The organism is Pseudomonas sp. CAU 1711, from assembly GCF_039888625.1.
In the GTDB taxonomy this organism is placed as follows: domain Bacteria; phylum Pseudomonadota; class Gammaproteobacteria; order Pseudomonadales; family Pseudomonadaceae; genus Aquipseudomonas.
This window is the reverse complement of record NZ_JBDQQT010000005.1, coordinates 143122-166950: the sequence shown is the minus strand read 5'-3', so window position 1 is coordinate 166950 and position 23829 is coordinate 143122. Positions and strand designations below refer to the sequence as shown.

25 protein-coding genes are annotated in these 23829 nt (G+C 67.9%); 16 read left to right on the top strand and 9 right to left on the bottom strand.

The features are described from left to right. Positions 1-117 precede the first annotated feature (117 nt). Together gmk and AAFN46_RS07400 are read right to left on the bottom strand one after the other, a co-directional pair. Positions 118-738: a guanylate kinase gene (gene gmk, locus AAFN46_RS07405; RefSeq protein ID WP_347808053.1), complete on the bottom strand. Its 621-nt coding sequence runs from the start codon at positions 736-738 to the stop codon at positions 118-120. A 25-nt stretch (positions 739-763) separates the two neighbouring features. Further along, positions 764-1627, bottom strand: a complete 864-nt coding sequence (locus tag AAFN46_RS07400) for a YicC/YloC family endoribonuclease (protein ID WP_347808052.1) — start codon at positions 1625-1627, stop codon at positions 764-766. Between the two features lie 145 nt (positions 1628-1772). Here AAFN46_RS07400 and rph point away from each other — a divergent pair, with 145 nt between their 5' ends. Genes rph through AAFN46_RS07385 form a run of 3 tightly spaced genes read left to right on the top strand, consistent with a single transcriptional unit; the run spans position 1773 to position 3883 of the window. Next, the gene (gene rph, locus AAFN46_RS07395) at positions 1773-2492 is read left to right on the top strand and encodes a ribonuclease PH (RefSeq protein WP_347808051.1); all 720 of its coding nucleotides are present in this window, start codon (positions 1773-1775) and stop codon (positions 2490-2492) included. A gap of 24 nt (positions 2493-2516) precedes the next feature. Then, a complete protein-coding gene (locus AAFN46_RS07390; protein ID WP_347808050.1) occupies positions 2517-2882 on the top strand; it encodes a DUF4870 domain-containing protein in 366 nt (121 codons plus the stop codon). A gap of 59 nt (positions 2883-2941) precedes the next feature. Beyond that, complete coding sequence (locus AAFN46_RS07385) at positions 2942-3883, top strand: DUF808 domain-containing protein (RefSeq protein WP_347808049.1); 942 nt, start codon at positions 2942-2944, stop codon at positions 3881-3883. Between the two features lie 20 nt (positions 3884-3903). Here the strand turns inward: AAFN46_RS07385 and AAFN46_RS07380 are convergent, their stop codons facing one another. Continuing rightward, entirely contained in the window at positions 3904-4236 is a 333-nt protein-coding gene (locus AAFN46_RS07380) for a YegP family protein (protein ID WP_347808048.1), read from the bottom strand. 129 nt (positions 4237-4365) lie between these two features. Next, on the bottom strand, positions 4366-5259 hold the full coding sequence (locus AAFN46_RS07375) for a LysR family transcriptional regulator (RefSeq protein ID WP_347808047.1): 894 nt from the start codon (positions 5257-5259) through the stop codon (positions 4366-4368). 242 nt (positions 5260-5501) lie between these two features. On the opposite strand from AAFN46_RS07375, the gene speB reads away from it, so the two are divergent. The 6 genes from speB to AAFN46_RS07345 all read left to right on the top strand — a co-directional run bounded on the left by speB (position 5502) and on the right by AAFN46_RS07345 (position 11419). Then, positions 5502-6461: an agmatinase gene (speB, locus tag AAFN46_RS07370; RefSeq protein WP_347808046.1), complete on the top strand. Its 960-nt coding sequence runs from the start codon at positions 5502-5504 to the stop codon at positions 6459-6461. 78 nt (positions 6462-6539) lie between these two features. Continuing rightward, a complete protein-coding gene (locus tag AAFN46_RS07365) occupies positions 6540-7352 on the top strand; it encodes an ABC transporter substrate-binding protein (RefSeq protein WP_347808045.1) in 813 nt (270 codons plus the stop codon). Between the two features lie 160 nt (positions 7353-7512). Then, the gene (locus tag AAFN46_RS07360) at positions 7513-8247 is read left to right on the top strand and encodes an amino acid ABC transporter permease (RefSeq protein WP_347808044.1); all 735 of its coding nucleotides are present in this window, start codon (positions 7513-7515) and stop codon (positions 8245-8247) included. Positions 8248-8257: 10 nt separating this feature from the next. Then, positions 8258-8989 carry an amino acid ABC transporter ATP-binding protein gene (locus AAFN46_RS07355; RefSeq protein ID WP_347808043.1) on the top strand — a complete coding sequence of 244 codons (732 nt, stop codon included), beginning with the start codon at positions 8258-8260 and terminating at the stop codon, positions 8987-8989. Further along, positions 8989-9708 carry a class II aldolase/adducin family protein gene (locus AAFN46_RS07350; protein WP_347808042.1) on the top strand — a complete coding sequence of 240 codons (720 nt, stop codon included), beginning with the start codon at positions 8989-8991 and terminating at the stop codon, positions 9706-9708. The genes AAFN46_RS07355 and AAFN46_RS07350 overlap by 1 nt, the downstream gene beginning before the upstream one ends. A 109-nt stretch (positions 9709-9817) precedes the next feature. Next, positions 9818-11419: a 5-guanidino-2-oxopentanoate decarboxylase gene (locus AAFN46_RS07345; protein WP_347808041.1), complete on the top strand. Its 1602-nt coding sequence runs from the start codon at positions 9818-9820 to the stop codon at positions 11417-11419. Between the two features lie 344 nt (positions 11420-11763). Here AAFN46_RS07345 and rpiA read toward each other — a convergent pair whose 3' ends face one another. Then, the gene (gene rpiA / locus AAFN46_RS07340) at positions 11764-12435 is read right to left on the bottom strand and encodes a ribose-5-phosphate isomerase RpiA (protein ID WP_347808040.1); all 672 of its coding nucleotides are present in this window, start codon (positions 12433-12435) and stop codon (positions 11764-11766) included. 128 nt (positions 12436-12563) lie between these two features. Further along, positions 12564-12926, bottom strand: a complete 363-nt coding sequence (locus AAFN46_RS07335) for a cupin domain-containing protein (protein ID WP_347808039.1) — start codon at positions 12924-12926, stop codon at positions 12564-12566. Between the two features lie 218 nt (positions 12927-13144). Between AAFN46_RS07335 and AAFN46_RS07330 the strand changes: the two genes are divergently transcribed. The 3 genes from AAFN46_RS07330 to AAFN46_RS07320 all read left to right on the top strand — a co-directional run bounded on the left by AAFN46_RS07330 (position 13145) and on the right by AAFN46_RS07320 (position 16851). Beyond that, positions 13145-14638, top strand: a complete 1494-nt coding sequence (locus AAFN46_RS07330) for an aldehyde dehydrogenase (RefSeq protein ID WP_347808038.1) — start codon at positions 13145-13147, stop codon at positions 14636-14638. Between the two features lie 64 nt (positions 14639-14702). Then, entirely contained in the window at positions 14703-15860 is a 1158-nt protein-coding gene (locus tag AAFN46_RS07325; RefSeq protein ID WP_347808037.1) for an MFS transporter, read from the top strand. A 34-nt stretch (positions 15861-15894) separates the two neighbouring features. Continuing rightward, positions 15895-16851: a DUF4892 domain-containing protein gene (locus AAFN46_RS07320; RefSeq protein WP_347808036.1), complete on the top strand. Its 957-nt coding sequence runs from the start codon at positions 15895-15897 to the stop codon at positions 16849-16851. Here AAFN46_RS07320 and AAFN46_RS07315 read toward each other — a convergent pair whose 3' ends face one another. Next, a complete protein-coding gene (locus AAFN46_RS07315; protein ID WP_347808035.1) occupies positions 16852-18273 on the bottom strand; it encodes a PLP-dependent aminotransferase family protein in 1422 nt (473 codons plus the stop codon). 175 nt (positions 18274-18448) lie between these two features. On the opposite strand from AAFN46_RS07315, the gene AAFN46_RS07310 reads away from it, so the two are divergent. Then, positions 18449-18673 carry a DUF1127 domain-containing protein gene (locus AAFN46_RS07310; RefSeq protein WP_347808034.1) on the top strand — a complete coding sequence of 75 codons (225 nt, stop codon included), beginning with the start codon at positions 18449-18451 and terminating at the stop codon, positions 18671-18673. 189 nt (positions 18674-18862) lie between these two features. On the opposite strand, the gene AAFN46_RS07305 is transcribed toward AAFN46_RS07310, so the two are convergent. Both AAFN46_RS07305 and dadR read right to left on the bottom strand, forming a co-directional pair. Then, complete coding sequence (locus AAFN46_RS07305) at positions 18863-20173, bottom strand: FAD-binding oxidoreductase (RefSeq protein ID WP_347808033.1); 1311 nt, start codon at positions 20171-20173, stop codon at positions 18863-18865. A 93-nt stretch (positions 20174-20266) separates the two neighbouring features. Continuing rightward, complete coding sequence (gene dadR / locus AAFN46_RS07300; RefSeq protein ID WP_347808032.1) at positions 20267-20755, bottom strand: transcriptional regulator DadR; 489 nt, start codon at positions 20753-20755, stop codon at positions 20267-20269. Positions 20756-20983: 228 nt separating this feature from the next. Here dadR and dadA point away from each other — a divergent pair, with 228 nt between their 5' ends. The 3 genes from dadA (at position 20984) to alr (ending at position 23744) form a co-directional block, all read left to right on the top strand. After that, positions 20984-22282 carry a D-amino acid dehydrogenase gene (gene dadA / locus AAFN46_RS07295; protein ID WP_347808031.1) on the top strand — a complete coding sequence of 433 codons (1299 nt, stop codon included), beginning with the start codon at positions 20984-20986 and terminating at the stop codon, positions 22280-22282. Next, entirely contained in the window at positions 22257-22607 is a 351-nt protein-coding gene (locus AAFN46_RS07290) for a RidA family protein (RefSeq protein WP_347808030.1), read from the top strand. Before dadA ends, AAFN46_RS07290 begins: the two co-directional genes overlap by 26 nt. Before the next feature lie 63 nt (positions 22608-22670). Next, positions 22671-23744 carry an alanine racemase gene (alr, locus tag AAFN46_RS07285; protein WP_347808029.1) on the top strand — a complete coding sequence of 358 codons (1074 nt, stop codon included), beginning with the start codon at positions 22671-22673 and terminating at the stop codon, positions 23742-23744. Positions 23745-23829 lie beyond the last annotated feature (85 nt).

Below are 23829 nucleotides of genomic sequence, written 5' to 3'. Positions count from 1 at the left end.
AGGCTGGGCCCGGATGGGCGAGCGGACTGAATATTGTAAAGCAGCGACAAGCGACAAGCTACAAGCAGGCGTTGAACGGCCTTGCTTTTACTCGCGGCTTGTGGCTTGCGGCCGCTGTCAGGCCAGCAGCTCGCCCAGCAGCCCGGCATGGCGCTGCGACTGGGCGTTGACCAGCAGCTGGTTGGCACGGAACACCGCGCGCAGGTCCTCCAGGGCGTGGCCGAAGTCGTCGTTGATCACCAGGTAGTCGTACTCGACATAGTGGCTCATCTCGGCGACCGCGTCGCGCATGCGCCGCTCGATGATCTCGGCGCTGTCCTGGCCGCGCTGAGTCAGGCGCTGGCGCAGCGCCTCCTGGGTCGGCGGCAGGATGAAGATCGACTTGGCCTGCGGCATCAGCTTGCGTACCTGCTGCGCGCCCTGCCAGTCGATCTCCAGGATCAGGTCGAAGCCCTCGGCCAGGGTCTGCTCGACCCACTTCTGCGAGGTGCCGTAGAAGTTGTCGAAGACCTGGGCGTGCTCGAGGAACTCGCCGCGCTCGATCATGGCGGTGAAGCTCGCGTGGTCGACGAAGTGGTAGTTGACCCCGTCCTGCTCGCCCGGGCGCATGGCGCGGGTGGTGTGCGACACCGACACGCGGGTGCGCGGCTCGCTGTCGAGCAGGGCCTTGACCAGGCTGGTCTTGCCGGCGCCTGAGGGGGCGGAAACGATGTAGAGGGTGCCGGTAGTCACGGTCATCTGTCTGTCCTGAGTGGGCCGGGGCTTATTCGATATTCTGGACCTGCTCGCGCATCTGCTCGATCAGGACTTTCAAGTTGACCGCAGCCTGGGTGCTGCGCGGGTCGAAGGCCTTGGAACCGAGGGTGTTGGCCTCGCGGTTGAGTTCCTGCATGAGGAAGTCCAGGCGCCGGCCGGCGGCGCCGCCGGCCTTGAGCACGCGGCGCACCTCGGCGACGTGGGTGGCGAGGCGATCCAGCTCCTCGGCCACGTCGCTCTTCTGCGCCAGCAACACCAGCTCCTGCTCCAGGCGCTGCGGGTCCAACTCGGCCTTCATCTCGGCGAAGCGCGCTTCGATCTTCTGCCGCTGGCCCGCCAGCATCTCGGGGATCAGCGTGCGCAGGGCGGCGACTTCCTCGAGGATGGCATCCAGGCGCTCGCCCAGCAGCTTGGCCAGCTCGGCGCCCTCGCGGGCGCGGCCGTTCTTCAGCTCGCCCAGGGCCTGCTCGAACAGTTTGAGGGCGGCGGCGTTGAGTGCCTGCGGGTCGGCGGCGTCGGCCACCAGCACGCCGGGCCAGGCCAGCACTTCCAGGGGGTTGAGCGGGGCCGGCTGGCGGATCAGCGCGGCCACCTGCTCGGCGGCGTCGACCAGCTGGCGGGCACGCTGCTCGTCCACCTGCAGGCTCTTGCCGGCGTTTTCCTCGGCGAAGCGCAGGGTGCACTCCACCTTGCCGCGCGACAGGCCCTGGCGCAGGGCCTCGCGCACCGCGCCTTCGAGATCGCGGAAGGCGTCCGGCAGGCGCAGGTGCGGTTCCAGGTAGCGGTGGTTGACCGAGCGCAGTTCCCAGCTCAGGGTGCCATTGGCTTCGGCGCCTTCGGTGCGGGCGAAGGCGGTCATGCTGTGCACCATGGGAAGACCTCGTGGCGATGAATGAGGCGCCGGATTGTAGCGCAGAGCGACGGCCGGCCCAATCTGGCCCGACGCGGCGCTATAATGCCCGCAGGTTCGGGCGTCGCCGCGTCCGAGATTTCCGCTTTTCGATAGGTACCAGCAGATGAAACGTCCCAGCGGCCGCGCTTCCACCCAGTTGCGCTCCGTGCGCATCACCCGCAACTACACCAAGCACGCCGAGGGTTCGGTGCTGGTCGAGTTCGGCGACACCAAGGTGGTCTGCACCGCCAGCGTCGAGGCCGGCGTGCCGCGCTTCCTCAAGGGCCAGGGGCAGGGCTGGCTGACCGCCGAGTACGGCATGCTGCCGCGCGCCACCGGCGAGCGCAACGCGCGCGAGGCCAGCCGCGGCAAGCAGGGCGGCCGCACCCTGGAGATCCAGCGCCTGATCGGCCGCTCGCTGCGCGCCGCGCTGGACATGAGCAAGCTGGGCGAGAACACCATCTACATCGACTGCGACGTGATCCAGGCCGACGGCGGTACCCGTACCGCCTCCATCACCGGTGCCATGGTGGCGCTGGCCGACGCCCTGAAGGTGCTGAAGAAACGCGGCGCGCTCAAGGGCGAGCCGCTCAAGCAGATGGTCGCCGCCGTGTCGGTGGGCATCTACCAGGGCGAGCCGGTGCTGGACCTGGACTACCTGGAAGACTCGGCCGCCGAGACCGACCTCAATGTGGTGATGACCGACAAGGGCGGCTTCATCGAGGTGCAGGGCACCGCCGAGGGCGCCCCCTTCCAGCCGGAAGAACTCAATGCCATGCTGGCGCTGGCCCAACAGGGCATGCGCGAGCTGTTCGAGCTGCAGCGCGCCAGCCTGGCCGACTGATTCCCATCAACCGCGGAGAGTCCCATGGAAGAGCAGAACCTCAGTTCCACCCCGAGCCCGGAAGCCCGTCAGTGGGCGATGTTCTGTCACTTCGCGGCTTTCGCCGGGTTGCTGATCCCCTTCGGCAACCTGCTCGGCCCGCTGATCGTCTGGCAGCTCAAGCGCGACCTCGACCCCTTCGTCGACGATCAGGGCAAGGAGGCGCTGAACTTCCACATCACCGTGTCTCTCGCCGCGCTGGTCTGCCTGCTGCTGGCCGTGGTGGTGATCGGCTTCCTGCTGCTGCCGCTGCTCGGTCTGGCGGCCCTGGTGCTGACCATCATCGCCGGGATCAAGGCCAACGAGGGCCAGACCTACCGTTACCCACTGTGTTGGCGGCTGGTCAAATGACGCCAAGGCCCCGCTCGCGGGGCCTTTTCATGCAATCACCGATACAAGGAAGGCAGTAAGTGGCCGGAGCCAGTCTGTTAACTCTGCTCGACGACATCGCCAGCGTGCTGGACGATGTCGCAGTCATGACCAAGGTGGCGGCGAAGAAGACCGCCGGGGTGCTGGGCGACGACCTGGCGCTGAACGCCCAGCAGGTCACCGGGGTGCGCGCCGAGCGCGAGCTGCCGGTGGTCTGGGCGGTGGCCAAGGGGTCGCTGCTGAACAAGGCCGTCCTGGTGCCGGCGGCGCTGCTGATCAGCGCCTTCGCGCCCTGGCTGGTGACCCCGCTGCTGATGCTCGGCGGCGCCTTCCTCTGCTTCGAGGGCTTCGAGAAGCTGGCGCACAAGTTCCTCCATAGCGCGGAAGAGGACCGCCAGCACCACGCCGAGCACCTCCAGGCCCTGGTCGACCCGGAAGTGGACATACAGGCTTTCGAGCGGGACAAGATCAAGGGCGCGGTGCGCACCGACTTCATCCTCTCCGCCGAGATCATCGCCATCACCCTCGGCGTGGTGGCCGAGCAGGCTTTCCTGCAGCAGGTGATAGTGCTGTCCGGCATCGCCGTGCTGATAACGCTCTGCGTCTACGGTCTGGTCGGCGGCATCGTCAAGCTGGACGACGCCGGCCTGTACTTGAGCCAGCGCGCCAGCGCCGCGCTGCAACGTCTGGGGCATGGCCTGCTATGGCTGGCGCCCTGGCTGATGAAGCTGCTCTCGGTGGTCGGCACCGCGGCCATGTTCATGGTCGGTGGCGGCATCCTCACCCACGGCATTCCCGGCGCTCACGCGCTGATCCATCACTGGGTCGAGGCAATCGATGCGCTGCCCGCCATCGGCGGGGTGTTGGCCGTGCTGACGCCGACCCTGGTCGACGCCCTGTTCGGCATTCTGGTCGGCGCCCTGGTGCTGTTGCTGGTGAGCGCCGCCGGCAAGGCCTGGGGTGCGCTGCGCGCCGTACGCTAAAGCGGGGGGCGTGACCGCCCTCAGCTCTCGTCCTTCAGCTCGGCGCCCGGCGCGTGCTGCTGCACCGACTCCACGCCGCGCACCGCGCCGGCATGGCTGGCGTACTGCTGGCTCTGCCCGACCACCTGGCCGTTGCCGGCCTTGAGCACGAAGTGGTGCTTGCCGGCGGCCGTCTCCTTGATCTCGAAGGCGCTGTCGTGCTGCGAGTTCTCGCGCACCGACGCGATGCCGTCCAGGGCCGACTGCTTGGCCCTGTACAGCTCGCTGCTGAGGATGACCTCGCCGTTGCCGGCGAGCAGGTTGAAGTGGAACTGACCGTCGCTGGCTTTCTTCAGGTGGAACTTGCTGGCCATGGCCCGACACTCCTGTGGTGGGGAAGGATCAGCTAAGCCTAGCCCTCTGCCCGCGGATGAGTGATTGCCAAGGCTTCGCGAGCAGAGCTCGCTCCTGCGGGGCCTTGAAGGGCCTCCGTGGCGGACCGCTCAGGCCGGGTCGAGCAATCCCTTGAGACGGTCGCGGAAGCTCTGGATCAGCGGTTCGCGCGAGCGTCCGCGGCGCAGGGCCAGGCTGAACGGCGCCTGGTAGCCGAAGGTGGTGGGCAGCAGCACCTTGAGCCGGCCCTGCTCGACCCAGGGCTGCGCATAGTGCTCCGGCAGGTAGCCGATATAGGCGCCGGACAGCACCAGGATCAGCTGCGCCTCCATCGACTCCACCGTCGCCGCGCTGTGCTTGAAGCCGTGCCGGGCCAGCTCGCTCTGGCTCCAGTAGCCGCGGCCGACCATGCGCTGCTGGGTGATCACCTCGGCGGGAATCTTGCGCTGGGCGAACAGCGGGTGGCGGTCGCTGCAGTACAGCCAGTGCTGTTCGCGATACAGGGCCTGGTAGCTCAGGCCGTTCATCCGCGTATAGAAGGCGCCGATGGCCAGGTCCAGGCGGTTCTCCAGTACCGCCAGCTGCAGCTCGGCCGGGCTCTGCACCACCAGGTGCAGGTGCACGGCCGGGTGCTCCTGGCTGTAGGCGCCGATCACCTCGGCCAGCGGCAGCGCCGGGTCGCTCACCGTGGAGTCCAGCACGCCGAGGTTGAGGGTGCCGCGCAGCTCGCCCTTGAGCGCCGCCGAGTAGCGTTCGAAGCCCTCCAGCTCGGCGAGCAGGCGCAGGGTCTCCTGGTGGAACAGCTCGCCCTTGCTGGTCAGGCTGAAGCCGCCGCGGCCGCGGTGACAGAGCACCAGGCCCAATTGCGCCTCCAGCTGGCTCATATAGGTGCTGATCGCCGAGGTGGACAGGTTGAGCTCCTGCTGGGCCGCGGCGAATCCCTGGCAGCGCACCACGCTGGCGAAGATGCGCAGCAGCTTGAGATCGGGCAGGGCGAGGGCCATGGCGGATTCCGGCTCGTAGGATGGGTTGAGCGCAGCGATACCCATGCGGCAAGCGATGGGTTACGCCGCTACGCGGCAAACCCATCCTACGGTGCCGGCGATTAGTTTAGGAATTCATGAAGTAATTATTTCGCCACAGCGATTCTTTTTGTCGCCCCGGCGCAGAAGAATCGGGCCCACGCTTCGCCCGGGTCGCTCGACCGCTCCGGGTTCATTACAAGACAACACCGTGAGGCCCACCCGTGGACAAGATCCTGCACCAGCCCCTGGGCGGCAACGAAATGCCCCGTTTCGGCGGCATCGCCACCATGATGCGTCTGCCGCATATCCAGAACCTCGAAGACAAACGCCAGCTCGACGCCGCCTTCGTCGGCGTGCCACTGGACATCGGCACCTCGCTGCGCTCCGGCACCCGCTTCGGCCCGCGCGAGATCCGCGCCCAGTCGGTGATGATCCGCCCCTACAACATGGCCACCGGCGCCGCGCCGTTCGACTCGCTCAATGTGGCCGACATCGGCGACGTGGCGATCAACACCTTCAACCTGATGGAAGCCGTGCGCATCATCGAAGAGGCCTACGACGAGATAGCCGAACTCGGCATCAAGCCGCTGACCCTCGGCGGCGACCACACCATCACCCTGCCGATCCTGCGTGCCCTGCACAAGAAACACGGCAAGATCGGCCTGGTGCATATCGATGCCCATGCCGATGTGAACGACCAGATGTTCGGCGAGAAGATCGCCCACGGCACCACCTTCCGCCGCGCCCAGGAGGAAGGCCTGCTCGACAGCCAGCGCGTGGTGCAGATCGGCCTGCGCGCCCAGGGCTATACCGCCGAGGACTTCAACTGGAGCCGCAAGCAGGGCTTCCGCGTGGTGCAGGCCGAGGAGTGCTGGCACAAGTCGCTGGAGCCGCTGATGGCCGAGGTGCGCGAGAAGGTCGGCGGCGGCCCGGTGTACCTGACGTTCGACATCGACGGCATCGACCCGGCCTGGGCGCCGGGCACCGGCACCCCGGAGATCGGCGGCCTGACCACCATCCAGGCGATGGAGATCATCCGCGGCTGCCAGGGCCTGGACATCATCGGCGGCGACCTGGTCGAGGTCTCGCCGCCCTACGACACCACCGGCAACACCTCGCTGCTGGGCGCCAACCTGCTCTACGAAATGCTCTGCGTGCTGCCGGGCGTGCAGCGCCGCTAGGCGCCGCCCCGATTTTGCTTTCACCGCTCCATTCGCCAATAACAACAAGCGGCTTTCCAGCCTGAACAGGAGTCACCGATGAAAAACCGTCCGCTGCAACTGGCCACCGCCGTGCTGGCCGCCACTCTGAGTACCACGCTACTGGCCGCCGACAAGCCGTCTTTCGTCGAGTCGGGCAGCTTCCAGGTCTGTTCCGACCCGACCTACCCGCCGATGGAGTTCTTCGCGAAGACCGGCGACCGCGAACCGAGCGGCTTCGACGCCGATCTGATCCGTGCCCTGGCCAAGCACTGGGGCGTGCAGCCGCGCTTCATCGTGACCGAGTTCACCGGCCTGCTGCCGGGCCTGGACGCCAAGCGCTGCGATGCGGTGATCAGTGGCACCCTGGTGACGCCCGAGCGCACCCAAAAGCTGCATGCCGTGCCCTATCTGAACACTGCAACCATCGTCTTCGGCAGCGGCAAGGGCGACCTCCGGTTGAGCTCGCTGGACGACCTCTCCGGCAAAGTGGTGGCCGTGCAATCCGGTACCCAGTACGTGGCCATCATGGAGAAGCTCAATGCCGATCTGACGGCCGCCGGCAAGACCCCGGCCACCCTGCAGACCTACCCCAAGGGCAGCGACGTGGCCCAGCAGGTGCTGGTCGGCCGCGCCGCCGCCGGTCTGTCCCAGGACACCGAACTGGCCTACCGCGAACTGCAGACCCCGGGCCAGTTCAAGACCCTCTACAGCTTCCCGGACAAGGACATCTTCGGCGCCTACATGCGTCCGGACGATGCCGACAAGGCGGCCGTTCAGGCCGCCGTCGAGGCGCTCAAGGCCAACGGCACGCTCAAGGCCATCGCCGAGAAGTGGAAGCTCGACCCGGCCAACCTGGCCACCGCCCAGTAAGGATCTGCCCCCTTCTCCCATCCGAGGGAGGGGGGCAGTGGCCCGCGCAGGGCCGGGGGCTGCCTTGCCCTCACCCCAGCCCTCTCCCGACGGGAGAGGGAGCCTTGACACCACTGCGCCCGATCATCTGGCGCTCGCTTCCTTCACGCAGGACACGCACATGAACTTCGATGTCGCCGTCTTCTGGGATGCCCTGACCTCCTACCATTTCTTCCGGGGGGCCTGTATCACCCTGGTGCTGGCGCTGGTCTCGCACTCGGTGGGCATTCTCATCTCGATCCCCGCCGCCCTCGCCCTGGATGGCCCTGGCAACCCGGCACGTACCGCCCTGCGCGGCGTGCTCAGCGTATTCCGTGGCGCGCCGACCCTGCTGCAGCTGCTGTTCGTGTGGAACGCCCTGCCGCAGTTCTTCCCGGCCTTCCGCGAGGAGTGGTTCACGCCCTTCATCGCCGCCTGGATCGCCCTGTCGCTCAACGAGGCGGCCTACCAGGTGGAGATCAACCGCGCCGCGCTCAAGGCGGTGGACCGTGGCCAGTATGCTGCCGGCCATGCGCTCGGCCTGTCGCGCTGGCACACCTTCCGTTACGTGATCCTGCCGCAGGCGGCGCGCATCGCCATCCCGCCGACCTCCAACGAATTCATCACCCTGCTCAAGATCACTTCGCTGGCCTCGGTGATCTCCCTGCAGGAACTGATGGCGGTGACCTCGCAAACGGTCTCCACCACCTTCCAGTTCTCCGAGTACTACGCCGTCGCCCTGGTCTACTACCTGGCCATGGTCTACAGCCTGACCTGGCTGCAGTCCGGCCTGGAGCGCCGCCTGTCCTGGGACGCGGCCGCCGCCGCGCCGGTCGGCCTGGTGCAACGTACCCTGGCGCGCATGCGCCGCATCTGAGGAGTCCGCCATGAGCGAAATCATCCGTCTGCACCAGGTCGGCAAGCGCTACGGCAGCTTCCAGGTGCTGCAGGGCATCGACCTGTCCGTCGAGCAGGGCGAGAAGATCGTCATCTGTGGGCCATCCGGCTCTGGCAAGTCGACCCTGATCCGCTGCATCAACCGTCTCAACCCGCACGACAGTGGCAGCATCACCGTCGAGGGCCAGGACATCGCCACCCGCGCCGGCGGCGAGCATGTGCGCCGCGAGGTGGGCATGGTGTTCCAGAACTTCAACCTGTTCCCGCATCTGACCGTGCTGGACAACTGTACCCTGGCGCCGATGAAGGTGCGCGGCATGTCGCGCCAGGACGCCGAAGCCCTGGCCATGAAGTACCTGGGCCGCGTGCATATCGGCAGCCAGGCGCACAAGAAGCCCGGCCAGCTTTCCGGTGGGCAGCAGCAGCGCGTGGCGATTGCCCGAGCCCTGTGCATGAACCCCAAGGTGATGCTGTTCGACGAGCCGACCTCGGCCCTCGACCCGGAAATGGTCGGCGAGGTACTGGAGGTGATGACCGAGCTGGCCCAGGACGGCATGACCATGCTCTGCGTGACCCACGAGATGGGCTTCGCCCGCCAGGTGGCCGACCGCGTGGTGTTCATGGACGCCGGACAGATTGTCGAGACCGCCACTCCGGCGCAGTTCTTCGACAATCCGCGGCACCCACGCAGCCGTGCCTTCCTCTCGCAGATCCGCCACTGATGGACAGGCTCGAGGCTCAGCTGCGCCACGACCTGGCCGCGGCCTACCGGTTGGCCGCCAGGTTCGGCTGGGACGACACCCTCTATACGCACTTCTCGGTGCGCCTGCCGGGGGTGGCGCCGCGCTTCCTGATCAATCCCTTCGGCCTGCTGTTCGAGGAGATCCGGGCCAGCGACCTGCTGGTGGTGGATATGGACGGCCGCGTGCTGGGTGGCGAGGCCGACTACAACGTGGCCGGCTTCACCATCCACAGCGCCGTGCACATGGCTCGCGCCGACGCCCACTGCGTGATCCACACCCATACCCTGGCGGGCATGGCGGTGGCCGCGACGGATGGCGGCCTGCAGCAGCTCAACCAGATCAGTGCCGAGTTCCACCGCCGGGTCGGCTACCACGACTACGAGGGCATCGCCCTCGACCTGGGGGAGCGCGAGCGCCTGGTGGCGTCACTGGGCGACAACATCGGCATGATCCTGCGCCACCACGGCCTGCTCAGCGTCGGCGCCAGCGTGGCCGATGCCTTCTATGTCATGTACTACCTGAACAAGGCCTGCGAGATCCAGCTGGCCGCCGCGCCCCTGGCAGGCGTGCGCGAGATGCCCGAGGCCCTGAGCCTGCATGCCTGCGAACAGTTCCAGGGCTGCGAGTGGCAGCGTCCGCTGTTGTGGCAGGCCTGGTTGCGCAAGCTGGAGCGCGAATGCCCGGAGTACCGGAGTTGAATGTGCGAATGCCGAAGCACCTCCCCCATGTCGGGTGCCCGGCCCTGGCGACCGTGGCCCGCGTGGCCGGGGTCGCGTTTTTATCCCGCGTCATCGGAAGGAACAGACCATGACCACCTGCGGCGAATTCCTCGTCAAGCAACTGGAAGCCTGGGGCGTCGACACCGTGTTCGGCATTCCCGGCGTGCACACCGTCGAGCTCTATCGCGGCCTGCCGGGCAGCTCCATCCGCCATATCACCCCGCGCCACGAGCAGGGCGCCGGCTTCATGGCCGACGGCTACGCGCGTGTCAGCGGCAAGCCGGGGGTGTGCTTCATCATCACCGGCCCGGGCATGACCAACATCCTCACCGCCATGGGCCAGGCCCATGCCGACTCGATCCCCATGCTGGTGATCAGCAGCGTCAACGAGCGCAATCGCCTCGGCCTGGGCAATGGCTACCTGCACGAACTGCCCAACCAGCGCACCATGGTCGCCGGGGTGTCCGCCTTCAGCCACACCCTGATGAGCGTCGAGGAGCTGCCGGCGGTGCTGGCCCGCGCCTTCGCCGTGTTCGACAGCGAGCGCCCGCGCCCGGTGCATATCGAGCTGCCGCTGGACATCATCACCGCCGATGCCAGTCATATGCGGCTGGCGCCGAGGCGCCGCGTCGAGCGCCCGGCGCCGGCGCGCTCGCCGCTGCACGAGGCTGCGTCCAAGCTGGCCAAGGCCGAGAAACCGCTGCTGCTGCTCGGCGGCGGCTGCGTCGAGGCCCAGGCCGAGGCCCGCGCCCTGGCCGCCGCGCTGGATGCACCGACCGCGCTGACCATCAACGCCAAGGGCCTGCTGCCGCCCGGCCACCCGCTACTGCTGGGCAGCAACCAGTCGCTGGTGCCGGTGCGCGAACTGGCGCTGGAGGCCGATGTGGTGCTGGCGATCGGCACCGAGCTGGGCGAAACCGACTACGACGTGGTGTTCGACGGCAACTTCAAGCTCGGCGGCGAGCTGATCCGCATCGACATCGACCCGCAGCAACTGATGCGCAACCATGCGCCGAGCATCGCCATCCACAGCGATGCGCGCAGCGCCATGCGCGCCCTGCTGGAACTGCTGCCGGCGCGCAGCGCCGACCCGGACAGCCCCGGCGCCCGGCGCACCGCCGCCGTGCAGGCCCGGCTGGCCGAAGGCTTCAGCGGCTGGGCGCACTACCGCGAACTGTTCGACACCATCCTGCAGACCCTGCCGGACGCCCGCTTCGTCGGCGACTCCACGCAGACCGTGTACAGCGGCAACCACCTGGTCGAGCTGGACGGCGCGCGGCGCTGGTTCAACGCCTCCACCGGCTACGGCACCCTGGGTTACGGCCTGCCGGCGGCCATCGGCGCCAAGCTGGCCGAACCGGCGCGCCCGGTGATCAGCCTGATGGGCGACGGCGGCATCCAGTTCACCCTGCCCGAGCTGGCCAGCGCGGTGGAGGCCGGGGTTGGCATCATAGTGCTGCTGTGGAACAACTCGGGCTATGGCGAGATCAAGCGCTATATGGAGCGCCGCGACATCACCCCGATCGGCGTGGACATCTACACCCCGGACCTGATCGCCATCGCCCGCGGCTTCGGCTGCGCGGCGGAGCGGGCGCGCGACTTGGCGCACCTGGCCGAGTTGCTGAAGGCGGCGCCGAGCGACCGGCCGCTGCTGATCGAGGTGCTGGAGGCGCCGCCCTTCGCGCTTTGAAACGAAAAACCGGCCTGGGCCGTAATGCTGTTCACTTAAGAAAGCGCCGCGATTTCTTTGCAGAGTCGCGGCGTTCTTCTGGCTTGGCCAGCAGCGAAGGACAGTGCGCAATACCATGACGCTGGATGTAGCGGTGTCTTGAGAGTGCTCCCCTCTCCCGCCGGGAGAGGGGCTGGGGGTGAGGGACTATCGCCTACTCGTTGCCTGGCCCTCACCCCGGCCCTCTCCCAGAGGGAGAGGGAGAACAACAGACGCGGTGCCGACTCAATCAAAGTTCGGCCGAGCGCGATGTCGCTAAGTGAACAGCATTACGGCCTTGGCCGGGTCCTTTCGCGCTGGGGCGATCAGACCTTCAGCGTCTTCACGCCCTCGGCGGTGCCGAGCAGCAGCAGGTCGGCCGGGCGCGCGGCGAACAGGCCGTTGGTGACCACGCCGACTATGGCGTTGATCTCGCGCTCCAGGCTCACCGGGTCGGTGATGCTCAGGTTGTGCACGTCGAGGATGATGTTGCCGTTGTCGGTGACCACGCCCTCGCGGTACACCGGGTCGCCGCCCAGCTTGACCAGCTGACGCGCCACATGGCTGCGGGCCATGGGGATCACCTCCACCGGCAGTGGGAAGGCGCCGAGCACCGGCACCAGCTTGCTGGCGTCGGCGATGCAGACGAAGGTTTTGGCCACCGCCGCGACTATCTTCTCGCGGGTCAGCGCGGCGCCGCCGCCCTTGATCAGGTTGAGGCGCTCGTCGCTCTCGTCGGCGCCGTCGATGTAGAACTCCAGGCCGTCCACGGCATTGAGGTCGTAGACCGGGATGCCGTGACCCCTGAGCCGCGCGGCGGTGGCTTCGGAGCTGGCCACGGCGCCGTCGAAGGCCATCTTGTGCCGGGCCAGGGCGTCGATGAAACAGTTGGCGGTGGAGCCGGTGCCGACGCCGATCACGCTCTTGCTGTCGAGGAAGGGGAGGATATGGTCGACGGCGGCCTGGGCCACGGCCTGCTTGAGCTGATCCTGAGTCATCGCGGGTTCTGCGTGTGGAGAGGGGGGAAGCGAATTATAGGGGCTTAAGCCGCCGAGCGGCAGGCGAAAAAAAGCCCGCGGACAGCGGGCTACAAGGGTGACGCAGGATGAAAGGGTGAAGCGCCGTTTCAGGCCTTGCTTTCGAACATCACATAGACCTTGCGGCAGGGCTCCAGCACTTCCCAGGTGCCCTTGAGGCCGGCCGGGATGACGAAGCGGTCGCCGGCGCGCACGGTGCGGGCGTTGCCGTCCTGATCGCGGATCACCGACACGCCCTGGAGGATCTCGCAGTACTCGTGCTCGGTGTAGTTGATGGTCCACTGGCCCACGGCGCCTTCCCAGACGCCGGCATGGAACTGGCTGCAGGGGCTGCTGTAGTGGTTGCGCACGCTCTGCTCGGGGTCGCCCTTGAGGATCTTCTCGGCGGCCGGGCGGTAGTGCTCCGGTGCGGTGGTGGCGCTGGCGAAGTCGAGGATCTGGGCGACATTCATGGGAGCTGTTCCTGTTGTTGTGGGGCTATGGATGGAGGGCAGTCTATGTTTGATAAAATGAACATTCAAGGCGTTTGACCGGCGGCGTGTCAAAAATATTGAAAATCCCGCGCGCTCTGGTTTAGTGTTGCCAACAACTATGGCCGGCAACCGGCCTGGCAGAATAATTGACAGCGCGTGTTGCCTATTTGCCACACGCTTCCACCGAGGATACTCGCATGACCACCCTGACCCGAGCCGACTGGGAACAGCGCGCCAAGAACCTGAAGATCGAGGGCCGCGCCTTCGTCCACGGCGAATACACCGACGCGCTGTCCGGCGCCACCTTCGAGTGCATCAGCCCGGTCGACGGCCGCGTGCTCGGCCTGGTGGCCAGCTGCGACCTGGCCGACGCCGAGCTGGCGGTCAAGGATGCCCGCGCCACCTTCGAGTCCGGCGTGTGGTCGCGCATGGCGCCGGTCAAGCGCAAGGAGATCATGATCCGCTTCGCCGATCTGATCGACGCCCACGCCGAGGAGCTGGCCCTGCTGGAAACCCTGGACATGGGCAAGCCGATCGGCGACTCGCTGAACATCGACGTGCCGGCCGCCTCGCGCGCCATCCGCTGGAGCGGCGAGGCCATCGACAAGATCTACGACGAAGTGGCCGCCACTCCGCACAACGAGCTGGGCCTGGTCACCCGCGAGCCGGTCGGCGTGGTCGCCGCCATCGTGCCGTGGAACTTCCCACTGCTGATGAGCTGCTGGAAGCTGGGCCCGGCCCTGTCCACCGGCAACTCGATCATCCTCAAGCCGTCCGAGAAGTCGCCGCTGACCGGCATCCGCATCGCCCAGCTGGCCATCGAGGCCGGCATCCCGGCCGGCGTGTTCAACGTGCTGCCGGGCTTCGGCCACACCGTTGGTAAAGCGCTCGCCCTGCATATGGACGTCGACACCCTGGTGTTCACCGGCTCGACCAAGATCGCCAAGCAGTTGATGGTCTACGCCGGCGAATCCAACATGAAGCGCGTGTGGCTGGAGGCCGGCGGCAAGAGCCCGAACATCGTGTTCGCCGACGCCCCGGACCTCAAGGCCGCCGCCGAAGGCGCCGCCGGCGCCATCGCCTTCAACCAGGGCGAAGTCTGCACCGCCGGCTCGCGCCTGCTGGTGGAGAACTCGATCAAGGACAAGTTCGTGCCCATGGTGGTCGAGGCGATCAAGGCCTGGAAGCCGGGCAACCCGCTGGACCCGGCGACCAACGTCGGCGCCCTGGTCGACACCACCCAGATGAACAACGTGCTGGCCTATATCCAGGCCGGCCACGACGACGGCGCCAAGCTGGTGGCCGGCGGCAAGCGGGTGATGGAAGAGACCGGCGGCACCTACGTCGAGCCGACCGTGTTCGACGGCGTGACCAACGCCATGCGCATCGCCAGCGAGGAAATCTTCGGCCCGGTGCTGGCGGTGATCGGCTTCGACAGCACCGAGGAAGCCGTGGCCATCGCCAACGACACTATCTACGGCCTGGCCGCCGGCGTGTGGACCAGCAACCTGTCCAAGGCGCACCTGGTCGGCAAGGCCCTGCGCGCCGGCAGCGTGTGGATCAACCAGTACGACATGGGCGACATGACCGCGCCGTTCGGCGGCTTCAAGCAGTCCGGCAACGGCCGCGACAAGTCGCTGCACGCCTTCGACAAGTACACCGAGCTGAAGGCCACCTGGATCAAGCTCTGAACGTAGCTGCAAGCTACAAGCTGCAAGTACACGCGGCTGTTGCTTGTAGCTTGAGGCTTGCAGCTTGAACTGGCTGACCTATTTCGCCGTGACCGCGGCGGTGATCATAGTCGGGCTGGCGCTGGGGGTGACCCTGCCGCTGGTGTCGCTGCGCCTGGAGGGCTGGGGCTACGGACCTTTCGCCATCGGCGTGATGGCCGGCATGCCGGCCGTCGGCGTGCTGCTCGGCGCGCGCCTGACCGGGCGCCTGGCAGGCGCGCTGGGCACGCCGCGCAGCCTGCGTCTGTGCCTGCTGGCCAGCGCCCTGTCGGTCGGCCTGCTGGCCGTGCTGCCGCACTACCCGTTGTGGCTGCTGCTGCGCCTGCTGATCGGCATTTCCCTGACCGTGGTCTTCGTCCTCGGCGAGAGCTGGATCAACCAGCTGGTCGAGGAGCGCCTGCGCGGCCGCCTGGTGGCGCTGTACGGCACCGGCTTCGCCTTGAGCCAGCTGGCCGGGCCGCTGCTGCTGAGCCTGGTCGGCAGCACCAGCGATCTCGGCTTCTGGCTGTCCGCCGGCCTGCTGGTGGCCGGCAGCGCGGTGCTGCTGGGGCATGGCGGGGCGCCGCGGGTGGATGCGCACAGCGCCTCCGGGCGCGGCTTCGTCGCCTTCTGCCGGCGCCTGCCGGCCATCGCCTGGGGCGTGACCCTGTTCGCTGCCTTCGAGGCCATGGTCCTGACCCTGCTGCCGGTCTACCTGCTGCGCGAGGGCTTCACCCAGCAGACGGCGCTGCTGATGGCCAGCGCGGTGGTGGTCGGCGACGCCCTGCTGCAACTGCCGCTGGGGCTGCTCGCCGACCGGGTGCCGCGCGGCCTGTTGTTCCGCACCTGCGGCGTGGTCCTGCTGCTGTCCAGCCTGGCCATCCCGGCGCTGCTGCACACGCCGCTGATCTGGCCGCTGCTGGTGCTGTTCGGCGCCTCGGCCGGAGGCCTCTACACCCTGGCGCTGATCCTGGTCGGGCAGTTCTACCGCGACGATGCGCTGGTCCGCGCCAACGCCCATATTGCGCTGCTGTGGGGCCTGGGCTGCCTGCTCGGGCCGCTGTCCACCGGCGCCGCCAGCCAGTGGCTGAGCGGCCACGCGCTGCCCATGCTGATGGCGGCAGGAGCCGCGCTGTTCGTCTGGCTGGCCTGGCGCCGCGAGGCTTTCGCGGCGCCGCTGGCGGGCCCCGGGGTGGCGGACTAGGGTTTCTCCCAGGCCCATCCGCCGGGAGACCCGCATGTTCGCCAGAGTGCTCGCCCTCGCGTCGATCCTCGCCGCCACCGCGGCCGCTGCTGCCGATATCGCCGGCAGCGCCGATCACCCGGCCATCCCGCGCTACGAGGGCGCGGAGCTTTACGCCTACCAGACCCAGGCCTTCACCGACTGGCGCTTTCTCAAGGCACCGGCGCAGGCCTATGGCGGCCTGCAGGAGAACCTCGACGCCACCGAGACGCTGGAGGGCAGGCTGACCCGCCTGACCTATCGCGCGCCGGCCGAGCGCACGCCCCTGGAGATCTACCGCAACTACCAGCAGGCCCTGGCCGATGCCGGCTTCGAGACGCTGTTCGCCTGCGAGCGCGAGGCCTGCGGCGGGCGCAGCTTCAACCATGCGGTCACCCTGGACATGCACTTTCGCGAGTACCAGCAGGATCAGCGCTATCTGTATGCCCGCCTCGCGCGGCCGGAGGGCGATCTGTATGCCTCGCTCTACGTGGTGCTCAACCAGTCCGGAGGCGGACCGAACAGGGGGCGCAGCCTGATCCAGCTGGACGTGCTGGAGCAGAAGGCCATGGAGCAGCGCATGGTGGTGGTCGAGGCCGGCGAGCTGCAGAAGGGGCTCGACCGCCAGGGGCGGGTGGCGCTGTATGGCCTGTACTTCGACACCGACAAGGCGCAGATGCGTGCCGACTCGGCGCCGCAGCTGGAGGAGATCGCCAAGCTGCTCAAGGCCAGTGCGACGCTACAGGTGCTGGTAGTCGGCCACAGCGACGCCCAGGGCGCGCTGGAGTACAACCGCGAGCTGTCGCAGCGCCGCGCGCAGTCCATAGTCGAGGCCCTGTCCGGCCAGCATGGCATCGCCCGCGAGCGCCTGACCGCCGTCGGCGTGGGCATGGCCGCGCCGGTGGCGAGCAACCGCGACGAGGCGGGCAGGGCGCTCAACCGCCGTGTGGAGCTGGTCGACCGCGCCCAGTAATCAGGGCCGTTCGGCCAGCAGCTCGGCCGCCGTCGCGCCGACCCGCCGTACCGCCGCCTCGATGCCCGCCTGCTGCCAGGTGGCGAAGTTCAGGCGCAGGCAGTTGCGGTACTTGCCGGCGGCGGAAAAGATGCTGCCCGGCGCCACCTGGATCCTGTGCGGCGCCAGCAGGCGATTGAGGCGCTGGCTGTCGAAGCCCTGGGCCAGCTCCACCCACAGCATGAAGCCGCCCTGCGGCTGGCTGACCCGGGTGCCGGCGGGGAAGGCCTGGCTGACCCAGGCGGTCATCTGCTCGCGGCCGCGCGCGTACTGCCCGCGCATGCGCCGCAGGTGCGGCTGGTAGAGGCCCTCGCCGATGAACTCGGCCAGCGCCAGCTGCGGCAGCTGGGCGCTCATCCCGGTGCCCATGTACTTCATGTGCAGCACCCGCTGCAGGTAGCGGCCGGGGGCGATCCAGCCGATGCGCAGGCCCGGCGCCAGGGTCTTGGAGAAGGAGCTGCAGAGCAGCACGCGGCCGTCCTCGTCGAACGACTTGATGCTGCGCGGGCGCGGGTAGCGGTAAGCCAGGTCGCCGTAGATGTCGTCCTCGATGATCGCCAGGTCGTAGCGCTGCGCCAGCTCCAGCAGGGCGTGCTTGTTGGCCTCGGGCATCACGTAGCCGAGCGGGTTGTTGCAGCTCGGGGTGAGCTGGATGGCCTTGATCGGCCACTGCTCCAGGGCCATCTCCAGGGCTTCCAGGTTGATCCCGCTGAGCGGGTCGGTGGGCAGCTCCAGGGCCTTGAGGCCGAAGCCCTTGAGCGCCTGCATCACGCCGTGGAAGCTCGGCGAGTCCACCGCCACTATGTCGCCGGGCTGGCAGATGGCGCGCAGCGCGGCGGACAGTGCCTCGTGGCAGCCGGTGGTGATGACGATGTCCTCGGGCGCCAGCCGGGTGGCCGAGTCCAGCGCCAGGCGCGCGACCTGCTCGCGCAGCAGGATCTCGCCCTCCACGCAGCCGTAGCTAAGCTCGCGCAGGCTCTGCCGCCGGCTCAGGCGCGACAGGCTGCGCAGCAGCGGCTTGAGGGTCGGCGCCGAGACGTCGGGAATGCCGCGGCCGAGCTGCAGCACCTCGCCATAGGGAGGGGTGCCGACCAGCTCCAGCACCTGGTCCCACTGCGACACCTCCACCGGGCGCTGCGCCGCGCGGCCGACCTGCGGCAGCGCCGGCTTCTGACGGCTCAGCGGCACGAAGTAGCCGGACTTCGGCCGCGGCTCCACCAGGCCGTTGTCCTCCAACTGGCGATAGGCCTGCTGCACCGTGCTCAGGCTCACCCCGTGCTCCTGGCTGAGCGCGCGCACCGAGGGCAGGCGCTCGCCCGGGCGGTACAGGCCCTGCTCAATGCGGGTGCCGAGCAGCTCGGCCAGATTCATGTAGAGGGTCATGACAGTCGCCTTTCCCGCCGAGGGATAGCCATACAGATGCCGGCAGGATAGACCATTCAGTGGCCTTTTCGAGCCTTCTGTATGTAGCTAATAGATTATTTTTGAATCTGTATTGGCTGTATGGTCGCCGCCATCATGGTCTCCCAAGGGCAGAGCCTGGAACGGAGGGCGGATCATGCGCGAAGTCGGAGACCTGTATGTGGCGCTGCAGGAGCGTCGGGAGAGTGGCGCGCGCCAGCCGCTGCGCGAGCTGGGCCGGCGCTGGCGCCTGCTGCACAGGCGCCTGAGCACGCGGCGCAGCCTGCTGCAGCTGGATGCCAGTCAACTGGCCGATATCGGCCTCACCGCCGAACAGGCGCGGGCCGAGGCGACCCGGCCGTTCTGGAGGTTGTTGCGGTAGACGTCCTGTGGGGCGGCGTCCCGCTCGGGGCATAGCGACACTCCACCAACGGCTTTGGTGTACTGCCCTGCGGGCGAGTACACCCTACTTGTTGCCGCGGCAGACCGTAGGGTGGATCGAGCGGCGTCCCGCTCGGAGCGCAGCGACAATCCACCAAGGGTTCCGGGCGCGCGGCCTACGTTGAGCGTCTCAGACCAGCCCCACCGCTTCCTTCAATCGATACCAGGCCATGCCCAGCGCCAGCAGCGGCGAGCGCAGGTGCTTGCCGCCGGGGAAGGTCATGTGCGGCACCTTGTCGAACAGCTCGAAGCCGCCGCCCTGCTCGCCGGCGATGGCCTCGGCCAGCAGCTTGCCGGCCAGGTGGGTGGCGTTGACCCCGTGCCCGGCATAGGCCTGGGCGTGGTAGACGTTGGGCTGGTCCTTGAGGCGGCCGATCTGCGGCAGGCGGTTGGCGCCTATGCCGATCATCCCGCCCCACTGGAAGTCGATCCGCACATCCGCCAGGCCGGGGAAGACTTTCAGCATTTTCGGCCGCATATAGGCGGCGATGTCCGCCGGATCGCGACCGGAGTAGTGGCAGGCGCCGCCGAACAGCAGGCGGTTGTCGGCGGACAGGCGGTAGTAATCCAGGGCCACGCGCTGGTCGCACAGCGCCATGTTCTGCGGGATCAGCGAGCGGGCGCGGGCCTCGCCCAGCGGCTCGGTGGCGATCACGTAGCTGCCGGCGGGCAGTACCTTGCCGCCCAGGGTCGGGTCGAGGCCATTGAGGTAGGCGTTGCAGGCCAGCACCAGGGTCTTGGCGCGCACCTGGCCGTGGGCCGTGTGCACCCTGACCTCGGGGCCGTAGTCGATGCGCGTCACCGGCGAGTTCTCGAACAGCTGCACGCCCAGCGAGGCGGCGGCGGCCGCCTCGCCGAGGGCCAGATTGAGCGGGTGCAGATGGCCGGAGCCCATGTCGATCAGGCCGCCGCAGTAGCGCTCTGAGCCGACCACCTGGTGCATCTGCTCGGCCTGCAGCAGGCGCAGTTCGTGGCGGTAGCCGAGGCTCTCCAGCTCGGCCTTGTCCTCGGTGAAGCCGGCCAGGTGCGCGGGCTTGTTGGCCAGGTCGCAGTAGCCCCAGGTCAGGTCGCAGTCGATGCGGAATTCCTCGACGCGGCGGCGTACCAGCTCCACCGCCTCCAGGCCCATCAGCTTGAGCTGGCGCACGCCGTCGGCGCCGATCAGGTTCTCGAACTGCTCGACGCCGTGGCCGACCCCGCGGATCAGCTGGCCGCCGTTGCGCCCGCTGGCGCCCCAGCCGATCAGGTGCGCTTCCAGCAGCACCACCGAGAAGCCCTTGCGGGCCAGCTCGATGGCGGTATTGAGGCCGGAGAAGCCGCCGCCGACCACGCACACGTCTGCCACCCGCTCGCCGCCCAGGGGCGGCTGGGCCAGCTGGCGGTTGGCCGTGGCCGCGTAGTAGGAGGCGGCGTGCTGGTCGCTGTGGACGGGGGCGTTCATGTGCGAAATCCTGAGTGGGCTGTTGTTAAAATTTGACGCAGGATAAGCGCGGCCCCCGCACCTCGCCAAGGGGGCCGCGGGAAAAACTCTTTTTCAGTCCGGCACCGGCAGGTTGAGCGACTCCTTGACCTCTTCCATGACGATGTAGGACTTGGACTCACGCACGTGCGGCAGCTTGAGCAGGATGTCGCCGAGCAGCTTGCGGTAGCTGGCCATCTCGTTGATCCGTGCCTTCACCAGGTAGTCGAAGTCGCCGGACACCAGGTGGCATTCCAGCACGTGCGGCAGCTTGAGCACGGCGCGGCGGAAGTCCTCGAAGGTGTCGCCGGACTTGTAGTCCAGGCTGATCTCGACGAACACCAGCAGGCTGGCCTTGAGCTGCTGCGGGTTGAGCCGGGCGTGGTAGCCCATGATGATGCCCTCGCGCTCCAGGCGCCTTACCCGCTCGGTGCAGGGCGTGGTGGACAGGCCGACGCGCTCGCCCAGTTCGGTGAAGCTGATGCGGCCGTCCTCCTGGAGGATGCGCAGGATGTTGCGGTCGATCTTGTCCAGTTCGCGGCGGCTCTGGTGCTGGGTGCGCATGGCGGTCTCCGTATGGAATAACTCAACGCGATAATTCACTGGCAGTATGGCGTAAATATAGCCATATCGCCTGGATGTGCTCCTGTGAAACAGCTCTGCATCGCGAACTTACGCCAAATGCAGGGATATAAACAGTGAATACGCCTGCTCTCTACTTCCTATACTTGGCCTGTCTACGGTCAAAATAACAAACGCTCGCGGGGACGCCCCGTGAGCGAGGAGGCGAAGATGCGTGTTCTGGTGCTCGGCAGCGGCGTGATTGGTACCGCCAGTGCCTACTATCTGGCCCGTGCCGGATTCGAGGTGGTGGTGGTCGACCGGCAGAACGGCCCGGCCCTGGAGACCAGCTTCGCCAACGCCGGCCAGGTGTCGCCGGGCTATGCCTCGCCCTGGGCCGCCCCGGGCGTGCCGCTGAAGGCCATCAAGTGGCTGCTGCAGCACCACGCGCCGCTGGCGATCAAGGCCACCGCCGATATCGACCAGTATCTGTGGATGCTGCAGATGCTGCGCAACTGCACCGCCGCCCGCTACGCGGTGAACAAGGAGCGCATGGTGCGCCTGTCCGAGTACAGCCGCGACTGCCTCGACGAGCTGCGCGCCGAGACCGGCATCGCCTACGAAGGCCGCCAGCTTGGCACCACCCAGCTGTTCCGCACCCAGGCCCAGGTCGACAACGCGGCCAAGGACATCGCCGTGCTGGAGGCCTCCGGCGTGCCCTACGAGCTGCTCGACCGCGACGCCATCGCCCGTGTCGAGCCGGCCCTGGCCGGGGTCAAGCACAAGCTGGCCGGCGCCCTGCGCCTGCCCAACGACCAGACCGGCGACTGCCAGATGTTCACCAGCAGGCTGGCCGAGATGGCCAAGGGCCTCGGCGTGGAGTTCCGCTTCGGCCGCAACATCGAGCGCCTCGACCACGCCGGCGACCGCATCAACGGCGTGTGGATCGACGGCAAGCTGGAGACCGCCGATCGCTACGTGCTGGCCCTCGGCAGCTACAGCCCGCAGCTGCTCAAGCCGCTGGGCATCAAGGCGCCGGTCTACCCGCTCAAGGGCTACTCGCTGACCGTGCCGATCACCAATGCCGAGATGGCGCCGACCTCGACCATCCTCGACGAGACCTACAAGGTCGCCATCACCCGTTTCGACAACAGGATTCGTGTCGGCGGCATGGCCGAGATCGCCGGCTTCGACCTGTCCCTCAACCCCAAGCGCCGCGCCACCCTGGAGATGATCACCCAGGATCTCTACCCGCAGGGCGGCGACGTCGAGCGCGCCGAGTTCTGGACCGGCCTGCGCCCGGCCACCCCGGACGGCACCCCGATAGTCGGCGCCACGCCCTATCGCAACCTGTTCCTCAATACCGGGCACGGCACCCTTGGCTGGACCATGGCCTGCGGCTCCGGTCGCCTGCTCGCCGACCTGATGGCCAAGAAGCGCCCGCAGATCAGCGCCGAGGGCCTGGATATTTCCCGTTACGGCAGCACCAAGGAGAGCCACAAGCATGTCCATCCAGCGCCTGCGCACTGAGAAGCGCTTCAGCGAGATCGTCATCCACAATGGCACCGTCTATCTGGCGGGGCAGTTGGCCGACGACTACGCCGGCGACATCCGTGAGCAGACCCGCCAGACCCTGGCCAACGTCGACCGTTTCCTCGCCGAGGCCGGCAGCGACAAGGCGAAGATCCTCTCGGTGACCATCTACCTCAAGGACATGGCCGACTATGCCGGCATGAACGAGATCTACGACGCCTGGGTCGCCGAAGGCGCCGCCCCGGCCCGCGCCTGCGTCGAGGCCAAGCTGTACGACCCGCGCGTGCTGGTCGAGATGACGGTCGTCGCCGCCCAGCACTGATTCTTCCCTGATTCGCCCGGCACCCCCAGCCGGGCTTTTTTTAACCGAAACGAAGTAGCCGTCATGCGTCCCGCCCGTGCCCTGATCGACCTCGAAGCCCTGCGACACAACTATCGCCTCGCCCGCGAAATCAGTGGGGCCAAGGCCCTGGCGGTGGTCAAGGCCGATGCCTACGGCCACGGCGCGGTGCGCTGCGCCCAGGCCCTGGAGGGCGAGGCCGACGGCTTCGCCGTGGCCTGCATCGAGGAGGCGCTGGAGCTGCGCTATGCCGGCATCCGCGAACCCATCCTGCTGCTGGAAGGCTTCTTCGAGGCCAGCGAGCTCGGCCTGATCGACCAGCACCGTCTGTGGTGCGTGGTGCACTCGGCCTGGCAGGTCGAGGCCATCGAGCAGGCGCGTATCGCCCAGCCGCTGCGCGTCTGGCTCAAGCTCGACTCCGGCATGCACCGGGTCGGCCTGCATCCGGCCGAGTACCGCGACGCCCACCAGCGCCTGCTGGCCAGCGGCAAGGTCGAGCAGATAGTGCTGATGAGCCACTTCGCCCGCGCCGACGAGCTGGACTGCCCGCGCAGCGCCGAGCAGCTGGCGCTGTTCCACGAGGCGCGCGGCGACCTGCAGGGCGAGATCAGTCTGCGCAACTCGCCGGCCATCCTCGGCTGGCCCGAGATACCCAGCGACTGGGTGCGCCCCGGCATCATGCTGTATGGTGCCACCCCCTTCGAGCAGGAGCAGGTCCAGGCCAGGCGGCTCAAGCCGGTGATGACCCTGGAGTCGAAGATCATCAGCGTGCGCGAGCTGCCGGCCGGCGAGCCGGTGGGCTACGGCGCGCGCTTCATCGCCGAGCGGCCGACCCGCGTCGGCGTGGTCGCCATGGGCTATGCCGACGGCTACCCGCGCCACGCCGCCACCGGCACCCCGGTGACGGTGGATGGCCAGCGCACCCGCCTGATCGGCCGGGTATCGATGGACATGCTCACCGTCGACCTCACCGATCTGCCCCGGGCCGGGCTCGGCAGCCGGGTCGAGCTGTGGGGCCGCGAGGTGCTGGCCAGCGAGGTGGCCTACGGCTGCGGCAGCATCCCGTACCAGCTCTTCTGCAATATCAAACGGGTGCCACGGCTCTATTCCGGGGGTTAGCCGCCTGGCGGCGGGGCAATTGCGTTTGCGGTGTTGTAAATACTGAACACTGGCCGCATGATACGGCCACCCAAATGCTCCGTTC

Bases quoted from the DNA above. Each gene is read 5' to 3' on its own strand.
- gmk (WP_347808053.1), bottom strand. From the start codon at position 738: ATGACCGTGACTACCGGCACCCTCTACATCGTTTCCGCCCCCTCAGGC.
- AAFN46_RS07400 (WP_347808052.1), bottom strand. From the start codon at position 1,627: ATGGTGCACAGCATGACCGCCTTCGCCCGCACCGAAGGCGCCGAAGCC.
- rph (WP_347808051.1), top strand. From the start codon at position 1,773: ATGAAACGTCCCAGCGGCCGCGCTTCCACCCAGTTGCGCTCCGTGCGC.
- AAFN46_RS07390 (WP_347808050.1), top strand. From the start codon at position 2,517: ATGGAAGAGCAGAACCTCAGTTCCACCCCGAGCCCGGAAGCCCGTCAG.
- AAFN46_RS07380 (WP_347808048.1), bottom strand. From the start codon at position 4,236: ATGGCCAGCAAGTTCCACCTGAAGAAAGCCAGCGACGGTCAGTTCCAC.
- AAFN46_RS07375 (WP_347808047.1), bottom strand. From the start codon at position 5,259: ATGGCCCTCGCCCTGCCCGATCTCAAGCTGCTGCGCATCTTCGCCAGC.
- AAFN46_RS07365 (WP_347808045.1), top strand. From the start codon at position 6,540: ATGAAAAACCGTCCGCTGCAACTGGCCACCGCCGTGCTGGCCGCCACT.
- AAFN46_RS07360 (WP_347808044.1), top strand. From the start codon at position 7,513: ATGAACTTCGATGTCGCCGTCTTCTGGGATGCCCTGACCTCCTACCAT.
- AAFN46_RS07355 (WP_347808043.1), top strand. From the start codon at position 8,258: ATGAGCGAAATCATCCGTCTGCACCAGGTCGGCAAGCGCTACGGCAGC.
- AAFN46_RS07350 (WP_347808042.1), top strand. From the start codon at position 8,989: ATGGACAGGCTCGAGGCTCAGCTGCGCCACGACCTGGCCGCGGCCTAC.
- AAFN46_RS07345 (WP_347808041.1), top strand. From the start codon at position 9,818: ATGACCACCTGCGGCGAATTCCTCGTCAAGCAACTGGAAGCCTGGGGC.
- rpiA (WP_347808040.1), bottom strand. From the start codon at position 12,435: ATGACTCAGGATCAGCTCAAGCAGGCCGTGGCCCAGGCCGCCGTCGAC.
- AAFN46_RS07335 (WP_347808039.1), bottom strand. From the start codon at position 12,926: ATGAATGTCGCCCAGATCCTCGACTTCGCCAGCGCCACCACCGCACCG.
- AAFN46_RS07330 (WP_347808038.1), top strand. From the start codon at position 13,145: ATGACCACCCTGACCCGAGCCGACTGGGAACAGCGCGCCAAGAACCTG.
- AAFN46_RS07320 (WP_347808036.1), top strand. From the start codon at position 15,895: ATGTTCGCCAGAGTGCTCGCCCTCGCGTCGATCCTCGCCGCCACCGCG.
- AAFN46_RS07315 (WP_347808035.1), bottom strand. From the start codon at position 18,273: ATGACCCTCTACATGAATCTGGCCGAGCTGCTCGGCACCCGCATTGAG.
- AAFN46_RS07310 (WP_347808034.1), top strand. From the start codon at position 18,449: ATGCGCGAAGTCGGAGACCTGTATGTGGCGCTGCAGGAGCGTCGGGAG.
- AAFN46_RS07305 (WP_347808033.1), bottom strand. From the start codon at position 20,173: ATGAACGCCCCCGTCCACAGCGACCAGCACGCCGCCTCCTACTACGCG.
- dadR (WP_347808032.1), bottom strand. From the start codon at position 20,755: ATGCGCACCCAGCACCAGAGCCGCCGCGAACTGGACAAGATCGACCGC.
- dadA (WP_347808031.1), top strand. From the start codon at position 20,984: ATGCGTGTTCTGGTGCTCGGCAGCGGCGTGATTGGTACCGCCAGTGCC.
- AAFN46_RS07290 (WP_347808030.1), top strand. From the start codon at position 22,257: ATGTCCATCCAGCGCCTGCGCACTGAGAAGCGCTTCAGCGAGATCGTC.
- alr (WP_347808029.1), top strand. From the start codon at position 22,671: ATGCGTCCCGCCCGTGCCCTGATCGACCTCGAAGCCCTGCGACACAAC.